Origin of the sequence: Infirmifilum lucidum (genome assembly GCF_014876775.1) — an archaeon.
In the GTDB taxonomy this organism is placed as follows: Archaea; Thermoproteota; Thermoprotei; order Thermofilales; family Thermofilaceae; genus Thermofilum; species Thermofilum lucidum.
Map to the genome: position 1 here is coordinate 965,282 of NZ_CP062310.1, position 16,501 is coordinate 981,782.

The 16,501-nt window shown below is 53.2% G+C and carries 21 protein-coding genes, 1 tRNA gene and 1 rRNA gene; 14 read left to right on the forward strand and 9 right to left on the reverse strand.

Going from position 1 to position 16,501, the window contains the following annotated elements; genetic code table 11:
* The first annotated feature begins 4 nt into the window (after positions 1-4).
* The 3 genes from IG193_RS05420 to IG193_RS05430 all read left to right on the forward strand — a co-directional run bounded on the left by IG193_RS05420 (position 5) and on the right by IG193_RS05430 (position 2,419).
* Complete coding sequence (locus IG193_RS05420) at positions 5-847, forward strand: ATPase domain-containing protein (RefSeq protein WP_192818186.1); 843 nt, start codon at positions 5-7, stop codon at positions 845-847.
* Positions 848-987: 140 nt separating this feature from the next.
* A complete protein-coding gene (locus IG193_RS05425; protein WP_192818187.1) occupies positions 988-1,302 on the forward strand; it encodes a DUF424 family protein in 315 nt (104 codons plus the stop codon).
* A 13-nt stretch (positions 1,303-1,315) separates the two neighbouring features.
* The gene (locus tag IG193_RS05430) at positions 1,316-2,419 is read left to right on the forward strand and encodes an NMD3-related protein (RefSeq protein WP_192818188.1); all 1,104 of its coding nucleotides are present in this window, start codon (positions 1,316-1,318) and stop codon (positions 2,417-2,419) included.
* Here IG193_RS05430 and IG193_RS05435 read toward each other — a convergent pair.
* Positions 2,370-2,537: a ribbon-helix-helix domain-containing protein gene (locus tag IG193_RS05435; protein ID WP_192818189.1), complete on the reverse strand. Its 168-nt coding sequence runs from the start codon at positions 2,535-2,537 to the stop codon at positions 2,370-2,372. The two genes, IG193_RS05430 and IG193_RS05435, sit on opposite strands and share 50 nt — an antisense overlap.
* Positions 2,538-2,643: 106 nt before the next feature.
* Between IG193_RS05435 and IG193_RS05440 the strand changes: the two genes are divergently transcribed.
* Positions 2,644-3,015 (forward strand): 30S ribosomal protein S6e, encoded by a 372-nt coding sequence (locus tag IG193_RS05440; RefSeq protein WP_192818190.1) that lies wholly within the window; start codon positions 2,644-2,646, stop codon positions 3,013-3,015.
* Positions 3,016-3,050: 35 nt separating this feature from the next.
* Entirely contained in the window at positions 3,051-3,383 is a 333-nt protein-coding gene (locus IG193_RS05445) for a translation initiation factor aIF-1A (RefSeq protein ID WP_192818191.1), read from the forward strand.
* Here the strand turns inward: IG193_RS05445 and IG193_RS05450 are convergent.
* Positions 3,372-3,701, reverse strand: coding sequence for a thioredoxin family protein (locus IG193_RS05450; protein WP_192818192.1), 330 nt, complete (start codon positions 3,699-3,701; stop codon positions 3,372-3,374). The genes IG193_RS05445 and IG193_RS05450 overlap by 12 nt on opposite strands.
* Positions 3,702-3,740: 39 nt before the next feature.
* On the opposite strand from IG193_RS05450, the gene fen reads away from it, so the two are divergent.
* From fen to IG193_RS05465, 3 genes are read left to right on the forward strand one after another with little or no spacing between them, the layout of a single operon-like run.
* Positions 3,741-4,766, forward strand: coding sequence for a flap endonuclease-1 (gene fen / locus IG193_RS05455; RefSeq protein WP_192818193.1), 1,026 nt, complete (start codon positions 3,741-3,743; stop codon positions 4,764-4,766).
* Between the two features lie 37 nt (positions 4,767-4,803).
* A complete protein-coding gene (locus IG193_RS05460; protein ID WP_192818194.1) occupies positions 4,804-6,405 on the forward strand; it encodes an ATP-dependent DNA ligase in 1,602 nt (533 codons plus the stop codon).
* Entirely contained in the window at positions 6,389-7,339 is a 951-nt protein-coding gene (locus IG193_RS05465; protein WP_192818195.1) for an MBL fold metallo-hydrolase, read from the forward strand. Before IG193_RS05460 ends, IG193_RS05465 begins: the two co-directional genes overlap by 17 nt.
* A gap of 3 nt (positions 7,340-7,342) precedes the next feature.
* Here the strand turns inward: IG193_RS05465 and IG193_RS05470 are convergent, their stop codons facing one another.
* The 3 genes from IG193_RS05470 to IG193_RS05480 all read right to left on the reverse strand — a co-directional run bounded on the left by IG193_RS05470 (position 7,343) and on the right by IG193_RS05480 (position 8,428).
* The gene (locus IG193_RS05470) at positions 7,343-7,852 is read right to left on the reverse strand and encodes a CDP-2,3-bis-(O-geranylgeranyl)-sn-glycerol synthase (protein WP_192818196.1); all 510 of its coding nucleotides are present in this window, start codon (positions 7,850-7,852) and stop codon (positions 7,343-7,345) included.
* Between the two features lie 24 nt (positions 7,853-7,876).
* On the reverse strand, positions 7,877-8,131 hold the full coding sequence (locus IG193_RS05475) for a hypothetical protein (RefSeq protein WP_192818197.1): 255 nt from the start codon (positions 8,129-8,131) through the stop codon (positions 7,877-7,879).
* A 199-nt stretch (positions 8,132-8,330) separates the two neighbouring features.
* Positions 8,331-8,428, reverse strand: a tRNA-Ala gene (locus IG193_RS05480).
* A gap of 219 nt (positions 8,429-8,647) precedes the next feature.
* Between IG193_RS05480 and rpl18a the strand changes: the two genes are divergently transcribed.
* From rpl18a to argF, 4 genes are all read left to right on the forward strand, one after another.
* On the forward strand, positions 8,648-8,902 hold the full coding sequence (gene rpl18a / locus IG193_RS05485; RefSeq protein WP_192818198.1) for a 50S ribosomal protein L18Ae: 255 nt from the start codon (positions 8,648-8,650) through the stop codon (positions 8,900-8,902).
* A gap of 168 nt (positions 8,903-9,070) precedes the next feature.
* Positions 9,071-9,466: a prefoldin subunit alpha gene (pfdA, locus tag IG193_RS05490; protein ID WP_192818199.1), complete on the forward strand. Its 396-nt coding sequence runs from the start codon at positions 9,071-9,073 to the stop codon at positions 9,464-9,466.
* Between the two features lie 5 nt (positions 9,467-9,471).
* Positions 9,472-10,377 (forward strand): signal recognition particle-docking protein FtsY, encoded by a 906-nt coding sequence (gene ftsY / locus IG193_RS05495; RefSeq protein WP_192818200.1) that lies wholly within the window; start codon positions 9,472-9,474, stop codon positions 10,375-10,377.
* Positions 10,378-10,562: 185 nt separating this feature from the next.
* On the forward strand, positions 10,563-11,507 hold the full coding sequence (gene argF / locus IG193_RS05500; RefSeq protein WP_192818201.1) for an ornithine carbamoyltransferase: 945 nt from the start codon (positions 10,563-10,565) through the stop codon (positions 11,505-11,507).
* Here argF and IG193_RS05505 read toward each other — a convergent pair.
* A complete protein-coding gene (locus tag IG193_RS05505) occupies positions 11,473-12,099 on the reverse strand; it encodes a hypothetical protein (RefSeq protein WP_192818202.1) in 627 nt (208 codons plus the stop codon). The two genes, argF and IG193_RS05505, sit on opposite strands and share 35 nt — an antisense overlap.
* 17 nt (positions 12,100-12,116) lie before the next feature.
* On the opposite strand from IG193_RS05505, the gene IG193_RS05510 reads away from it, so the two are divergent.
* On the forward strand, positions 12,117-12,497 hold the full coding sequence (locus IG193_RS05510) for a hypothetical protein (RefSeq protein ID WP_192818203.1): 381 nt from the start codon (positions 12,117-12,119) through the stop codon (positions 12,495-12,497).
* On the opposite strand, the gene IG193_RS05515 is transcribed toward IG193_RS05510, so the two are convergent.
* From IG193_RS05515 to IG193_RS05525, 3 genes are read right to left on the reverse strand one after another with little or no spacing between them, the layout of a single operon-like run.
* Entirely contained in the window at positions 12,494-13,810 is a 1,317-nt protein-coding gene (locus IG193_RS05515) for a UbiD family decarboxylase (protein ID WP_192818204.1), read from the reverse strand. The genes IG193_RS05510 and IG193_RS05515 overlap by 4 nt on opposite strands.
* The gene (locus tag IG193_RS05520; RefSeq protein WP_192818205.1) at positions 13,810-14,283 is read right to left on the reverse strand and encodes a transcription elongation factor Spt5; all 474 of its coding nucleotides are present in this window, start codon (positions 14,281-14,283) and stop codon (positions 13,810-13,812) included. Before IG193_RS05520 ends, IG193_RS05515 begins: the two co-directional genes overlap by 1 nt.
* 11 nt (positions 14,284-14,294) lie before the next feature.
* Positions 14,295-14,567 (reverse strand): SecE/sec61-gamma family protein translocase subunit, encoded by a 273-nt coding sequence (locus IG193_RS05525; RefSeq protein ID WP_192818206.1) that lies wholly within the window; start codon positions 14,565-14,567, stop codon positions 14,295-14,297.
* 297 nt (positions 14,568-14,864) lie between these two features.
* Here IG193_RS05525 and IG193_RS05530 point away from each other — a divergent pair.
* Positions 14,865-16,365 (forward strand): 16S ribosomal RNA (locus IG193_RS05530).
* The last annotated feature ends 136 nt before the right edge of the window (positions 16,366-16,501 follow it).

The following is a 16,501-nucleotide window of genomic DNA, read 5'->3' on the forward strand; positions in this document are numbered from 1 at the left end:
ATTAATGTTTAGCCGGAAGAGACATGAACAACTCCAGGAGGGACAAGATCGAGAAGAATCCGCTCCCATTCAAGAGGAGATAGTGCAGGAGCGGCACATCGAGGGCTCTCGGCGCGGAGTGGGGTACGAGCTAGTCAAAACGGGGATAGAGGGGCTCGACGAAAGAATAGGCGGACTACTGCGCGGGAGGTCTTACCTTGTCACGGGCGAGACCGGTACCGGTAAGACGTTGTTCTCCATGACATTCCTGGTCAGAGGAGCTATGATGGGTGAGCCGGGCATATACGTCCTCGTAGACGAAGATTACGATGACTTTGCCAGAGGCGCCTACGACTTCGGCTGGGATATTGAGGCGCTGATGAGCCAAAGGCTTCTGAGCGTCCTTACTCTCATGCCCGACTTTGTCGAGAAATTAAAGAACAAGCCGGCAGACGTCGTAGTAGGCTCCATTGTAAGCGGGATACTAGAGGAGGCCGCGAGGATAAAGGCTAGGAGGCTAGTAATCGACCCTATAGCCCCGCTGATGGTAAATGAAGGTGACGTTGCCTGGACGCGTGAGTACATTAAAAGCCTCATAATAAACCTTGAGAAGAGAATAGGCACGACGAACATTATCGTCTCGGAAATACCGACGGGTAGCACAGCGCTAAGCCGCTTTGGGGTGGAAGAGTTCCTGGCTGCAGGTGTCTTCGTGCTAGGCCTCGAGCGAGTCAGGAACACGTTTTACCGAACTCTCTTCATAAGGAAGATGAGATGGCGTCCAGTCCCCCCGGACATTTTTGTCTTCGACATAGTCGAGAAGAAGGGTGTTGTTGTAAAGGACAAGCTATCTAGGATCGTAGTGTAGGTCAGCCCTGATGTCATCACTCATCGCGTCATAAATACCAACCGTCATCATCCCCCTATTATCCAGAGGCTCCGAGTAAAAAGGGTTGTGTGAGACTAAATTTTTATTACTCTTCTGCGTATTCTCCACCGAGGGATGCTGTGAGGCGGATAGCCGTCAAGGTTCACACAAGCGGTCAATACACGTTGCTCGCAATGTGCGACGAAGACCTGCTGGGGAAAGAAGTTAACCACGGCAGGGTAAGGGTCAAGTTCACCGAGGGCTTCTTCGGCGACAATCTACTAGACCCAGACTCCCCCGAACTCGATGCTATGCTTGCTCGGGCTGACAGCATAACAGCTTTCGGCAGGACTTGCGTTGAGCGGCTAGCGAGGACTTTCCCAAGCGTCTCAGAGGCTATGATCGAAGTCGGGGGTATCCCTCATGTACAGATTTTTAAGGTGCCATTCGAATAGGCTCTAGTAGGTTATGCGTAGAGTGCTGGTGTGTCCAGTTTGCGGTAGACATGTGGATAAGCTGGTAGACGGGATGTGCGAGGAGTGTTTCCGCAGAGAGCACTCGCTTGTCAGCCTCAAAGTGAAACAACTAGAGATAGAGGTCTGCAGGAGCTGTGGGTCGCTAAGGTTCAGGAAAGGCAAGTGGCACTCGGACGTGAAAGAGCTTGAAAGAGAGATGGTCAGAGAGGCATCGAGGCTCGTGAGGGCAAGAGGTAGCGTAAGCGCCGTGGAGGCGGAGCTCTCCAGGGATCTCTCGCTTCTCGTATTGAGAGTCACCGGTAAGGCATCGCCTGAGTTAAGTTACGAGTATACAGAGGAGTACGTACTCAGAGTGTCAACTATTAGAACACTCTGCGAGACGTGTCTAGGTCATGTATCAAAGAAGAAAAACGCGCTTATACAGATAAGAGTTCATGGTAGGAGACTCACACAGTCAGAGCTACGGGAGCTCTCGAAGCAGGTAGAAGACAGTATATCCGAGCTAGCAACACAAGACCCTGGCGTTGTGCCGGTCGAGATGGAAGAAAAACCAGAAGGTCTAGACATCTACTTCTCTGAGTACAGTGCAGCTAGAAAAGTCGCCGAGGCACTCTCGCGGAAAATTTACGTCGAGGTTCTCGAAACGGCTAAGCTCATAGGCGTGGATGATAGCGGACGGGAAAAGTACAAGAGGACGATAAGGCTCCTGCTCCCAGGATTTAGGACAGGAGATGTCATTAAATTCAAAGAGAATATTTTCTGCGTGGTTAACGTTACTCCGAGGCATGTCGAGCTCTTAAACCTTGAGAACTATACCCTCAGCAGCTTCCGCTTGAGCCGTAATTTCACCTCTAGGGTAACAGTTCTGGCCCACGCAAGCGAGTTGCCAGAAGCAGTTGTCGTCTCGAGTAGTGGTAACTTCATCCAGGTTATGGACTTATCGTCCTACAAGGCACTGGAGGTACGTCTCGACTCCCAAGCCTCTCTGAGACTACTTGCTGGCCAGGAAAGGCTGAGGATATACTCCGCTGGGGAGAAAACATATCTTATACCTTCCCAGTATATTCTTCAAGGAGCACCTCGACGGCATGCCTGACGAGCTCTGAAATAGAAGAGTACTTGCCTTGTTCAACAATCCTCCTCATCTCCATGTACTCTCTCTGTGTTACTCGGACGTTGACTTTCACTAAATCGCTTTTAGAATCTCCATCCACGGTATCGATTGAAGTTGCATCCTTATAATTAATCTTTACGGGGCGCGCGATGAGCGGAGCAGGCAAAAACTTTTTAGGTATATCCTAGGCTTGAATGCTGAGTCATATGCCAGAGTTCAAGGTCGTGATCTCAGACCCTTCGACAGGCAGGGCAGAGCAAGTCGAGCTGAAGGGAGACCAAGCCGCTAGGCTCATAGGGCTTAAAATAGGCGACATTATTGACGGGGCTCTCGTGGGCAAGCCTGGAGTCAAGCTGCAGATAAGGGGTGGCTCCGGTAGGGCCGGCGAGCCCATGAGGCCCGATATACCTGGGGCTAGGAAAGGCTACTTCCTGCTCTCAGGCCCCCCGGGCTACTGGCCTAAGGAGAAGGGTGAGCGGAGGCGTAAGTACGTCAGGGGTAATACGATCACGGATGACATTGTACAAATAAATATGGTGGTTCTCCGCGAGAGCCAGGAAGCCTCCCAGAAGACCTAAACCTTTATAAGCTTAGGGAGGCTTAGACACATTATATGAGTAAAGGTAGAGATAGCGAGGAGAGTAGTGGAGAAGAGGTAGAGATCCCGCTACCCGATGGCCAGACGTCGATTCTATGCATAATACAACAACTTCTGGGCTTCGACAGGGCCAGGGTTTTCTGCAGTGACGGCAAGGTTCGGCTGTGCAGGATCCCCGGGAAGTTCAAGAAGAGAATGTGGATGAAGGTGGGCGACGTCGTGCTTGTAGCACCCTGGGACTTTCAGCCGGAGAGGGGCGACATACTCTACAGGTATACATCGACTGAGCTCCAAAGGCTCGAGAGGAAGGGGCTACTAAAAGAATTGAAGGAGCTGCTAGGAGGATAGGCTTTTAATAAGCCTTGTAAGCTCCACCCCGAAGTTCCTAGGTACTCCAGAGAAACGCCTTACTTCTACACCATTCTGGAAGACTATCACCGTGGGAAGGCCGTACACCTCGAACCTCCCTAAGGCATCCTTCTCCTTCTCGACGTCTATCCTCAAGAAGGCTATATCACTCCTGGATCGGAAAACTCTCAAGACCTGCTCAAGAATCTCCTCTACGGCTTTACAAGGAATACACCACTCAGCATAGAAGTCTAGGATCACTACTTTCAAGCTCTTGATCAGGTTCTCAGCCTCCCTCAAACTTGTCTCTTGAATCATAACCAAAAGTAGATTTGTAGCCTCTTGAAAAATCTTAACGTGGGCACCGGCCTCACGCCCATAATACCGCGTGTCAAGACCGGGCTCAGAGGGGTCAAAGGTAAAGTGCTGGCAGTGGATGCTCTGAACGCTATATACCAGTTCTTGGCCCTCGTACGTGGGTTCCAAGGCGAGCCCCTTAGAAACAGGCATGGGATGGTGACCTCGCATCTAGTCGGCCTAGCAAGTCGATTTTCGAAGCTCGCCGCGGACTACTACTGCAAGTTCATATTCGTCTTCGACGGCCCACCTCTACCACTCAAGCAACGGGAGCTCGAGAAGAGGAGGGCTCTCAGGGAGAAGGCTGAAAAAGAGCTTCGCGAACTATTAGCTAGAGGCGAGTATGAGAAGGCTTTCTCGAAAGCTGTCGTGGCCTTGAGGGTAGATGAGTGGATTATAGAGAGCTCGAAGAAGCTTATCTCACTCATGGGATGGCCTGTCGTGGAGGCCCCAAGCGACGCTGAGGCGCAGGCTGCCTACATTGTCTCGAAGGGCGACGCGTGGGCGGTAGCGACGCTCGACTGGGACGCTCTTCTTTACGGGTCGCCCCGCATGCTACGTTACCTGACTTTAACCGGTACGGAGTGGCTGCCGAGCAAGGGCGTAGCGAGGAGGCTTGAGCCCGAGCTCGTCGAGCTCGAGAACGTACTAAGAGCGCTCGGAATAACCAGACGCCAGCTTGTAGAGGTTGCCATTCTAATAGGGACAGACTTCAATGAGGGGATCAAGGGTATAGGGCCTAAGAAGGCTCTCCGGCTAATAAAGACGTACGGGAGTATAGAGAGGTTACCGAGGGGCATCAGGGAGAAGATACCAGAGTACGAGGAAGTACTCGAGATATTTTTGAACCCGAGAGTGAGGGAGGACTATGCGCTCGAGTTTCGAGAACCAGCTTATGACGAGCTTGAGCGCTTTCTAGTGGACGAGAACTCTTTTTCAGAGGACAGGGTCAAGACCATAGTGGAGCGGCTACGTGCCTCGTGGCACAGGGGGGAGCAGCTAACCCTCAACAGTTTCAAAGAATAAGATTATACCTCGCCCTCCAACTTATTACTGGGGTAGCGTGACCCTAACATTCACTGAGCTTGTAGAAACGGCTAAGAGGGTTGAGGCAACCCAAAGCAGGCTCGAGAAAGTCAGGGTGCTTGCCGCCTTCTTCCAAAGGCTAACTCCTGACGAGGCCGCACTCGCGGCTAGGTTTCTGGTAGGAACAGTCTTTCCAGAGGGGGATGAGCGCGAGCTAGGAGTAGGCTACGCGACGATCTCGAGCGTAATAGAGCAGTTGAGGAGTAGCAAAATAAGCCCCCTCATCCAGGAGCCTCCAACACTCCAGGAGGTCTACGCGACTCTCGACAAAGTATCCCGGGCGAGCGGTGAAGGGGCCAGGGAGAGAAAGCTCGTACTCCTCCGCGGCCTTTTCTCAAGGCTGAGCAGAGAAGAGCTGGAGTACCTTCTGAGGATGCTCTTTGGCGAAGTCAGGATAGGCGCGAGCGCCGGAGTTGTCCTGGAGGCCCTAGCGAGACTTGGAGGGTACACCGACGAGGAGATCAGAAGGGGTTACATGCTACTCGGGGACATAGGCGAACTAGCCAAGAGGGTTATAGCTCGCGAGGACATAAGAGCCTTGAGCCTAGAGCTCTTCAGGCCCGTTAAGCCGATGCTTGCAGACATGTCGTATAGCCCCCTAGAGGTTCTGCGCGAGCACGCTAACTACACTTCTGCCGAGTACAAGTACGACGGGATCCGCGTACAGGTACATGTGAGGAATGGGAGAGTTGAAGTATACTCGAGGCGGCTACACAGGATAACGGAATTCCTGCCTGACGTAGTTCAGAAGGTGCGTGAGCACCTACGAGCTAGCTCTGCTGTGCTCGACGGCGAGGCTGTCGGCATCATCGCGGGCAAGCCAGTGGCCTTTCAGGAATTAGTCCGCAGGGTTCGGAGAAAGAATGAGAGGGAGGGCTTCCTCAAAAGCATACCTTTCCAGGTCTACTTTTTCGACGTGCTGTTTCTGGATGGTAGAGTGCTCATAGATGAGCCCTACACGGTGCGCAGGAGGCTATTGGCAGACGCTCTTGACGGAGAACTACTCTCGACTCAGAGGTTCGTCTCCAGCGTGGACGAGCTCAAGGACTTCTTCGAGGAAGCGGTTAAGAAGGGCCACGAAGGAGTTATGTGTAAGGCTCCTTACTCTAACTATGAGCCCGGGATCCGTGGGAGGAAGTGGCTGAAGCTGAAAAGAGCAGACACGATTGACTGTGTGATAGTCGCTGCGGAGTGGGGCCACGGCAGGCGGGCTAGGTGGCTCAGCGACTATTACCTTGCTATTAGGGACGAGAGAACAGGGGGTTTCGCTGTCATCGGTAAGACCTTCAAGGGCCTAACCGATGCCGAGTTCGAGGAGATGACTAGAAGACTGCTGGAGCTAAAGGTGCGCGAAGAGGGGTGGGTTGTTCACGTAAAGCCTCAGATAGTAGTTGAGGTTGAATACTCCGAGATCCAGAGGAGCCCGAGGTACAACTCTGGCCTGGCCTTAAGGTTTGCGAGAATAAAGCGTATCAGGTTCGACAAGAGCCCCGATGATGTCACAACGCTACAGGAGCTCTGGAAGAGGTACTCTGAACAACGGGGTGCGAAGGCGGTAGGAGATGCTTCGGGTTGGTAGCGCTACAATAATCCCGGTTGCTGACGAGAGCCTAGGCGTCCGCTCGATGAGCCTCTACCTAGAGACGCCTGACGTGAAAGTGCTTTTCGACGCCGGCGCGAGCCTCGGTCCTTTTCGCTACGGCCTCCCGCCGCATCCTGAGGAGTTTAGGGCCTTGAAAAGGCTGAGGGAAAAGATCCTGTACTACGCAGACAGGGCTGACATTGTAACGGTGTCGCATTATCACAGAGACCACTACACTCCTCCCCGCGCATCGCTCTATGAATGCACCAGGGAGAAGACGTTTTTGGATATATATTCCGGAAAGACTATACTGGCGAAGTCTCCCTCATCAAGCATTAATTTTAACCAGAAGCGCCGGGCCTATGTATTCTTCAAGGCACTCGAGGAGTCTAAGAGCAACGCCAAGGTTTACTTCCTTGACTTGGACAGGGTAGACTTCGGGGAGACCTCAATTGAAGGCTTTCTTGCCGTGCACGGCGACGAGAGACTGGGCTGGGTCTTATGCTTCAAAGTGTACCTCAGAGGCGAGGGTGTCTTAGTCTTCATGCCTGACGTGCAGGGCCCGGTCTCCGACGAAGCACTTTCAGTGCTCCTAAATGAGGGCTTCAAAGTAGCAGTAATCGGGGGGCCTCCGACATACCTAGAGGAGAGGAGCGGTAAGAAGCTGAATAAAGGGCTGGAGAACTTTGCCAGGGCTTTAAGAGTGGAGAGGTTCAACATAATTTCACACCATATACTACGCGACCCTGAGTGGCGCGAGGTCGTAGATACTCTAGCACCAGACAGCAACTTCCACCTATATAGCGAAGTGGCGGGGTTGGAGTTTACGCCACTGGAGGCGTACAGGAGACTGTTATACGAGATGGATCCACCGTCGAAAACATACATGGAGTCATTGAGGAGCGGGCAGTTGAAGTGCGATGATTTCTAGGCTTTACCAGGGCTTGTCTTTTAGTTTTAAAGTGTAAGCCACAGCGTTCGTTGCGAGGTGTACGAGGGGAGTTATGGCGAGCGCTACGACGACGTACTCAAGGGGTGCAGGCCTGTAAAGGTAATAGACTAACGTTGCTCCAATAACAAAGTCTAGCTGGTCTAAGAGGGGGGCTGGATCCCCGGGTTTCAAGCCCAGCCTACGCTTGATAAATGCACCCGTGATGTCTCCTAGTAGGGCTCCTACAGATAAGAGCAATGCCGAGAAGATTTCATGTAGCCCGAACATTTGTAGAAGCGCACCACCAGTCGCTCCTGCTACAACTCCTCCTATGAACCCTTCAACGGACTTGTTGTCTCCAAGGAGCCTCTTTCCGTCGATGAAGAAGGCTCCGCGGTCTATCGGGTGGGGGCGGTGCCCAGTCCTGCGCACGAGGTAAACTGTGAGAACCGGTGTACCATTCGCGAGGTAGGCCGGCAGTATCCAAACTATAGCGTCGACAATAGTATCCACAGGACAAAAAAACGGGGAAAATTATTATTGTTTGCGAAGTTTTTCAACGTATTCCTCTATGCTTTTCGGGTCACTGAGCACGGCGTCCTCTGTAACTAGTAGCGGCACCTCTGTAGTCCCATACTCGAGGAGTAACCAGCCCCGAAGGCCATTCTTCGAGACATCTACTACCTTTAGTTTCTCGAGAAGCTTACTTACAGAGAACTTTGTGAGTAAGCGCTTAGACTCCTCGCCTCCATCGACGAATAATATACCTACAGCACCATTTCTCTTGAACATCAACCTACTCACCCCCAGGAGGCGACATTATACTAACCTCTTTGAGTCTCTCACACTACTGTTAGAATACATTTGTAGAACAAAAATCCTCGCCGAATACCCCGAAAGTGTGTGCACAAGAAACTCTTCCCGCACTGCCAGGTGCTTGGCGAGAAAAATAGAGAGTCAGGAAGTGGCCTCCTTGCGAAAGGAGAAATCATGGACCGGCCGGGATTCGAACCCGGGACCTCCGCCGTTCTCGAAGCCCCTACTTTCTGGCCTTGCGAAGGCGGCATCCTCCCACTAGACGACCGGCCCCCTATTCTGAGGGATTTCCAGGACGTCTTAAGCTTTTTGTTTTGAGCGTCAAGCCTCCCTGGCCGTCTGGACTCGCGAGGTCTGACTCGATTGCATGCCCCCAGTAGCCTGGGGGTTATGGAGTAGAGGTAGAGGCGGGTCTCCGTCTCTGAACATTGCGCATATGGGAAAACAGCAAAAAGTTTTTGAGAAGTATTAGTATGGGTAGTGGGAGGGCTTATGAGCGTTAAAACATTTGAAATTCACGGCGAGATGAAACTCCGGCTTGGAGAACGCTGTAAATTTAGAGTATACGTAAGGGCTCTCAAGGAAAAAGATGCACTTGAAAAACTCTACAGCATACTGGGCAGCAGGCATAAGGTGACTCGGAATCACATAAAGGTGTACAGCATAAGAGAGGTTAACCCCGATGAGACTGATGACTCCCACATAAAGAGCCTGGCGTCCACGGATAAGGTAGTACTATACGCGTAACCTTAGCCTCCTACTTGAGCTGAAGACTAGAGGGGAAGGGTTGCGGGTTCAGGCTCTGTCCTCATGACTGTCTCAACTATTAGTCACTGATTCTGTGTACGCTGGCAGGCACGGGTCTACAAAAAGCCTTATGTATTGTCTGTTCTGAAAAAGGAACTGGAGACTTACATGAGCACAAGGCAGGAAAGGTCAAGCTTAGCCGAAGAGTACAGCCTACTAGCCCAGCTTGCAGAGGAGATGCAGAAGGAGATAACGCTGGCTCAGAATTTACTGGTAGAGATTGACTCGACAGTTATCACGCTGAAGAACATTAGTAGCCTGGGGGAGTCACGCGAGGTACTCATACCTATATCTTCAGGTGTGTACGCCAAGGCGGTCATAAACAGGCAGGATAAGTTTCTAGTGGCTATTGGGTCTAACATTCTGGTCGAGAAGGACTTGAACGATACTCTAGAGTTCTTGAGGCAGAAGAGGGAGGAGTTACAGCAACTCATCGACAAAAGGGTCAACGATCTAAATAAAATACTGCAGCGTCTACAGCAGTTGCAGGCGGCTCTAAGGTAGCTTTTATGCCTCGAGGGCTATCGAGGGTCTTCAGAGAGTTTGTTGAATTCCTTGCCTACAAGGAGGTCACTCCTGAGAGCTTCGAGGAGGCCTCATCTAGACTTTTACTGGAATTGGTGGAGAACGACGTTGCTTTTGACGCGGCAGAGGGCGTGATTTCCAGGCTAAGGGAACGCGTCATTGGGCAAAGAGTCAAACGGGGCATTAGCACAGTGGAGTTTATTCGGAACGAGCTCGGAGCTGTTCTTCTCGAGATTTTTGAGAAAGCTGGGAGCATAGACCTAGAGCAGGAGGCCTCTAAGCTTGCAGGAAAAGGCGAGCTCTACAAGGTTGTCTTCCTCGGGCCTAACGGCCACGGCAAGACCACGACCATAGGGAAACTGGCTTTCCGCCTCAGACTGAGAGGGTTGAAAGTAGTGATCGGAGCAGCGGATACCTTCAGGGCAGGCGCTATCGAACAAGCCTCAAGGATTGCGGCCTCAGCCGGAGCTCAGCTTGTAAGCCTGGGCTATGGGGCTGACCCAGCGGCTGTTGCTTACGAAGCAGTTGAGGTGGCGAGAAAGCGGGGCTTTGATGTCGTCCTGATAGACACTGCTGGAAGAATGCACACTAAGAAGAATCTAATGGATGAAATGAAAAAGATAGTCAGAGTAGTTGAACCTAACTTCAGGGTCTTTGTTGGTGATGCTTTAACAGGGAATGACGCTGTGAATATGGCTCGCGCTTTCCTCGAGGAGGTGGGTTTCGAGGGGAGTATCATAACAAAATACGATGCAGACACGAAAGGGGGCGTGGTAGTATCTGTGGTTTATGCTACGAGTAGACCTGTGCTATACGTTGGTACTGGCCAAAGGCTCGAAGACCTGGAACCATTTGACTATAGGAAATTTGTAGAGTCTCTACTCCAGTGAACTTCATAGCCCCCACTCTCCGCTCTTGTGAAAGGTTGTATGTCCATGCAGTACATGACGTGAGGCTGCCCTGTCCTACTCTGGTGTGCTGATGACCCCGCCGAGTAAACCCGAAGCCCGCACGAATAGGGCTCTATAAAAGAGGTGTTGAAAAAGGCTTAAAGAGGGAGCAATGTAAAAAACTTGTGGCGAAGAGAGATTTCCTGACCTTGAAGGAATATACGGCTGACGAGATAAGGCTTCTAATAGACGACGCATTTCTACTGAAGAGGTTACGGCAGAGGGGCAGGTTTACTCTCCCGTATCTCTCAGGCCTTAACGTTGCTATGATCTTTGAGAAGCCCTCGACGCGCACAAGAGCATCCTTCTCGGTAGCAGTATATGAACTGGGAGGACTTCCTATACCCTACTCTGCCCAGGAGCTACAGCTTTCTCGTGGTGAGCCAATAAAGGATGTTGCTAGGGTGCTTTCCAGGTACCACCACGCTATTGCTGCCAGAGTCTTCCGTCACTCCAACCTTGAGGAGCTGGCGAGGTTCTCAAGTGTGCCAGTTATAAACATGCTGAGCGACCTCCACCATCCCTTGCAGGCCCTAGCGGACTACATGACCATCAAGGAGAAGAAGGGCAGGATAGACGGCGTGAAAATAGCCTTCGTCGGTGACGGTAGAGACAATGTCTTCAACTCTCTGGCGATAGCAGGTGTAAAGCTTGGAGCGAAAATAAGAGTTGCCACGCCGAGGGCCTATGCGCCTGATCCAGAGATCCTGGGCAACGACGTGTATTCAAAGATTGAGGTTTACGAAGACCCTGCAGACGCTGTGGAAGACGTCGACGTGGTGTACACTGACGTCTTTGTGAGCATGGGCCAGGAAAGAGAGCGCGAAGAGCGCTTTAAGGCATTTCTGCCTCTGTACCAGGTGAACTCAGAACTCTTGAAGAAGGTAGGGAGAGAGGACTTCATAGTGATGCACTGCCTGCCTGCTCATCGCGGCGAGGAGATAACAGACGAGGTTATTGAGGGCGAAAAAAGCATCGTCTTCGACCAGGCCGAGAACAGGTTGCACACGACCAAGGCCGTACTCCTATATCTGCTCAACCCCAACTGGAGCAAGACAAAAGAGCTTTAGCCCTCTTAACGTAGACCTCCACGTAAAAGTTCCCAAATGCTTGTAGGGATATTCTTCCTTTAAGCTCCCTAAGGAGATCACATTGCGCAAGTAGGGCTGGCTCCAAAGGTGATCCTGAGTATGCTTGCTCTATTTCTTGGAGGGTAGTCGTGTAGAGGGGGTAGGCAACCCTGGCCTGTGCTTCGAGCGCGAGGCCTGCCAGGTTACCCCTGAGGACTTCTCTGAGGAAGTAGCAAGCTAAGTCGTCTGCTGTGAACGGCAATATGAACAATGCTCCAGGGTACTCTGATGCGAGCGAGACTACTGTGGTCTTAACGTCTGTATACGAAGTAATATTCCCGTACACGCTCTTACTCGATACGATTCGGGTTGAGGATGACGTTTTCTCTGTAAATATCCTCGGTATCTCTCCCCCTAAGTGAAGGTGGTGGACTTGGACGTCATAATCTTGCTCAACGGCTAGAGTGAGCTCCAAGAGTACGAGCGACTGGAGGTTCTCAAGGGTCACGATCGTGATTACGTCGTTAGGCTTTGGGCCGAAGACTCGGAGGGCCCGCGTAAACCTTTTCTTCAGGGTAGTGTATGAACTCACATGCATAGGGGGGCGTATTGGTTAAAAAAGCAGTATTTGAGGTTGTCGGGTGCACTAGGGCTGAGCTCGAAGACACTCTCAAGAGTAGTATAGGCTTTAGTAGCGTAATACCAGTTGAGACTAGAAGCGGTTTGTTGAGAGTTCAGGTGAAAATAAAGAGTATGTCTCGCATATCGAACTGCTGGGAGCTCAAAACAGGCCTTTCTAGTGGGAGTAAGTGGATGTGGGGGGAGGTCTTCGATATATGTATTTACGATGATGAAACCGCGCTTAGAATGGTGGTGACCAGGAAGAAAGGCGTTGGGCGTATAAATGCAGACGTTCTCGGCATGTGGATTCTAGAGCTAGTTAGGAGCAAGAATTCCAATCTCACAGTGCGCATTGTGGAGCGCTTCTAGTTCACCTTCACGGGTATCCTCGCCTTCTCGAACATCCAGCCCGGCTTGGATAGAGGCCTCGTGGCATCGATTCCGAGTTTAGAAGTGATGAGGGTTCTCTGGTCTGACGATGGGTCGAGGCTACTCCCCCTAGCACCTCTAACGATTATAATGTCCTCTTCCGGTTGCATCCTGGTGGCTATGGCCCATTCCACATCCAGCGGGTTATCTGGGTCAACGTCACCGTCGACCACGACCACTATCTTCAAGGAAGGGTGTCCTGCAAGGGCAGCCAATATAGCATTCTTAGCATCCCCATCAGTGTTTTTGTCTATGCTAACGACGGCGTAGAGCCATCCCCCTCCAGAGGCTGGCAACCTTACTTTGTGCACCTTGGGGACGACCTTGCTCACGGCCTCCCATATCGCGACCTCCCTGGGGAACCCCATCAGTAGGATGTGCTCGTAGCCCGAAGGTAAGATGGCGTAGAAGTAGGGGTCTGGCTTTGCAAGTATCTCGTGGACGCGGAAGACAGGTTCGTCTCGCACATCATCGTAGGTGCCTAGAATGTCCACGAATGGCCCCTCTCTGGCACGCCTACCCGGGAGAAACTCGCCGAGTATAACTATTTCCGATGGCATTGGAAGGACTACGCCCTCAAGTAGGTCTGGAGTACCCTCTAGGAGACCGCCGAGTAAGGCATTGGCCACCTCTACTTCATAGATGCCGTATGGCGGGCTAGACGCTGCTGCTACATATACTACAGGAGGAGCTCCTATTAGTATCGCTGCTGGGAGGGAGATATTCGCCTTCTCGGCTTTGCTAAACATGTAGTAAAGGTGCCGTGGTACAAGCCTCACTGCGAGGTTGTTCTCGTCTAGAACCATTGCCCTATGAATACTCGCATTTACGGCATTGCCTCCAATCTCTCTTGCGATGAAAACCCCAGCAGTTATGTAATAACCGCCGTCCTTTTCGAAGAACTTAGGGATTGGGAGCTTATAAAGGTCGTTTCCGAGTGACTTGAAGGACGGCGCTGAAAGTTTAGTGAGTCTTGCCGGTGAGAACATAGCCCTGGACATCTTGGAGTAAGCCTCTGCGTCGCTGGAGACTGCCAGGATCTTAAAGAGAGACTCGCGAGTAGCAAGGATATTGGACACTATGGAGCCGCGCTCTGTCTCGACCATAAGGGGGGCTGGCTGGCTGTCACGTATAAGCCTCGCAACTTCGAAGTCTAGGCTCGGCTTATGCTGGGGTCTTAAAAGCCTGCCCTGCGACGAGTAAAACTCGATAAGAGCGCGTATGTCAAGCCCCACCTCTGCATGAGAATGCATTATTCTCCGGCCCTCTTCACGACCTTGATGTCCTCGGCGTTTATAGTTACTGGGAGCACATAGACTGCCTCTGCGAGCTCAACCTTTACCTCGTTCCTTGCAGGGTCGATGCTCACAATTTTCCCCCTCATCCCGGCGAAGGGGCCCCTTATTATTTCTACCACGTCGCCCACTCTAACAATCTCCACCACAGGTTTAGGCTTTATAAATGACTCCATTTCCTCGAAGCTTATAGCGCCCTTAACAGCCCCCCGCACGTGTTTCATGCCGGCTACGAGCTTCTGTGCCTCGTAAATGGCCTCGCATTCGATGAACACTAGGCCCTTAACCCCAGGCACTACGACAATGGAGTTCACTCTGTATCGGCCTTTACTAGCTCTATTGTAGAGTAGGTGCGCTACGTTGTACTCCTGTCCGGCAGTAACCCTGAAAGCGTAGAAGCGCGGGCTTTTCTGTGCGGAGACAGGCTCCACAGCTACGCCACCTACAGCTCACTCCGCGACTTCAAGTACAGGGCGACGAAAAGCACTGCCACCCCCACCAGTAGCCCGCCTACTAGTGCATATTCCCGGGGCACTGCCTGGATGCTTGTGAACTCGAGCATCGATCCCACTAGCTGGAAGAAAAACCCTATTGTGCCCAGAATTCCAAGTCCGAGCAGCACCACTCTCAGAGTAAGCTTGTACTCCTCGCTTGACGGCTTCGTGGCAAGTCTGAGCACCTTAACCCAGTCACTTATCACGTCGGATAACCCCACAGTTAGACACCTCCTAGAACAAGAGAACTCCGTCATAAAAACTTACTGTAGAAAGGAACGCTCCTAGAAGTAATGTTTAAATAGACCCCATTAACAATCACAATTGCGGCCGTGGACACCGGCGGCTCGCCTGGATCGCGGGAGAGGATACCTCTCCCAATGAAAAGGCGGCCTCCGTCCACGGCTACACAATGCTTCCCCGAGAAAACTGGGGCTCCAGCGCCCCTGTACTCTCGGGGAAAAGAAAGTGAGGCGCGGTGCGCAGGTTAAAGCGGTGCTCCACCCGCTTGCGGCCAGACTCCGGTTGATCCTGCCGGACCCGACCGCTATCGGGGTGGGGCTAACCCATGGAAGTCTAGGAGCCAGGGCTACGGCTGGCTCCGGCGGACGGCTCAGTAGCACGTGGCTAACCTACCCTCGGGAGGGGGATAACCCCGGGAAACTGGGGATAATCCCCCATAGGCGCAGACTCCTGGAATGGATCTGCGCCGAAAGGGCTACAGCGCCATGCCCGCTGTAGCCGCCCGAGGATGGGGCTGCGGCCCATCAGGTAGTTGGCGGGGTAACGGCCCGCCAAGCCGATAACGGGTGGGGGCCGTGAGAGCGGGAGCCCCGAGATGGGCACTGAGACAAGGGCCCAGGCCCTACGGGGCGCACCAGGGGCGAAACTTCCGCAATGCGGGAAACCGTGACGGAGTCACCCCGAGTGCCACCCGATGAGGGTGGCTTTTGCCCGGTCTAAAAAGCCGGGCGAATAAGCGGGGGGCAAGCCTGGTGTCAGCCGCCGCGGTAATACCAGCCCCGCGAGTGGTCGGGACGATTATTGGGCCTAAAGCGTCCGTAGCCGGCCCGGTAAGTCCCCCTTTAAAGCCCACGGCTCAACCGTGGGAGCGGGGGGATACTGCCGGGCTAGGGGGCGGGAGAGGCCGGGGGTACTCCTGGGGTAGGGGCGAAATCCTATAATCCCAGGAGGACCACCAGTGGCGAAGGCGCCCGGCTGGAACGCGCCCGACGGTGAGGGACGAAAGCTGGGGGAGCAAAGGGGATTAGATACCCCCGTAGTCCCAGCTGTAAACGATGCGGGCTAGGTGTTGGGCGGGCCTTGAGCCTGCCCAGTGTCGTAGGGAAGCCGTTAAGCCCGCCGCCTGGGGAGTACGGCCGCAAGGCTGAAACTTAAAGGAATTGGCGGGGGAGCACCACAAGGGGTGAAGCTTGCGGTTTAATTGGAGTCAACGCCGGAAACCTTACCGGGGGCGACAGCAGGATGAAGGCCAGGCTGACGACCTTGCCAGACGAGCTGAGAGGAGGTGCATGGCCGTCGCCGGCTCGTGCCGTGAGGTGTCCTGTTAAGTCAGGGAACGAGCGAGACCCCCACCCCTAGTTGCTACCCGGCCCCTCGGGGCCGGGGCACTCTAGGGGGACTGCCGGCGATAAGCCGGAGGAAGGTGGGGGCTACGGCAGGTCAGTATGCCCCGAAACCCCCGGGCTACACGCGAGCTGCAATGGCGGGGACAGCGGGTTCCGACCCCGAAAGGGGGAGGTAATCCCGTAAACCCCGCCTCAGTAGGAATCGAGGGCTGCAACTCGCCCTCGTGAACGTGGAATCCCTAGTAACCGCGTGTCACCAACGCGCGGTGAATACGTCCCTGCTCCTTGCACACACCGCCCGTCGCTCCACCCGAGGGAGGCCCAGGTGAGGCCTCTTGCCGGTGAGGTGGGAGGTCGAACCTGGGCCTCCCAAGGGGGGAGAAGTCGTAACAAGGTGGCCGTAGGGGAACCTGCGGCCGGATCACCTCCTTATTGATCCGGTCGAGAACGCCTGCGCACCGCGCCTCACGCTCCATTCGGGATGCAACCCAGGAGGGTAGCCCTCCTGGATGAAGGGCGTGATCCCCATGCATGTGCGTGGGGATAATGAGCGCCGCGTAGGAGTA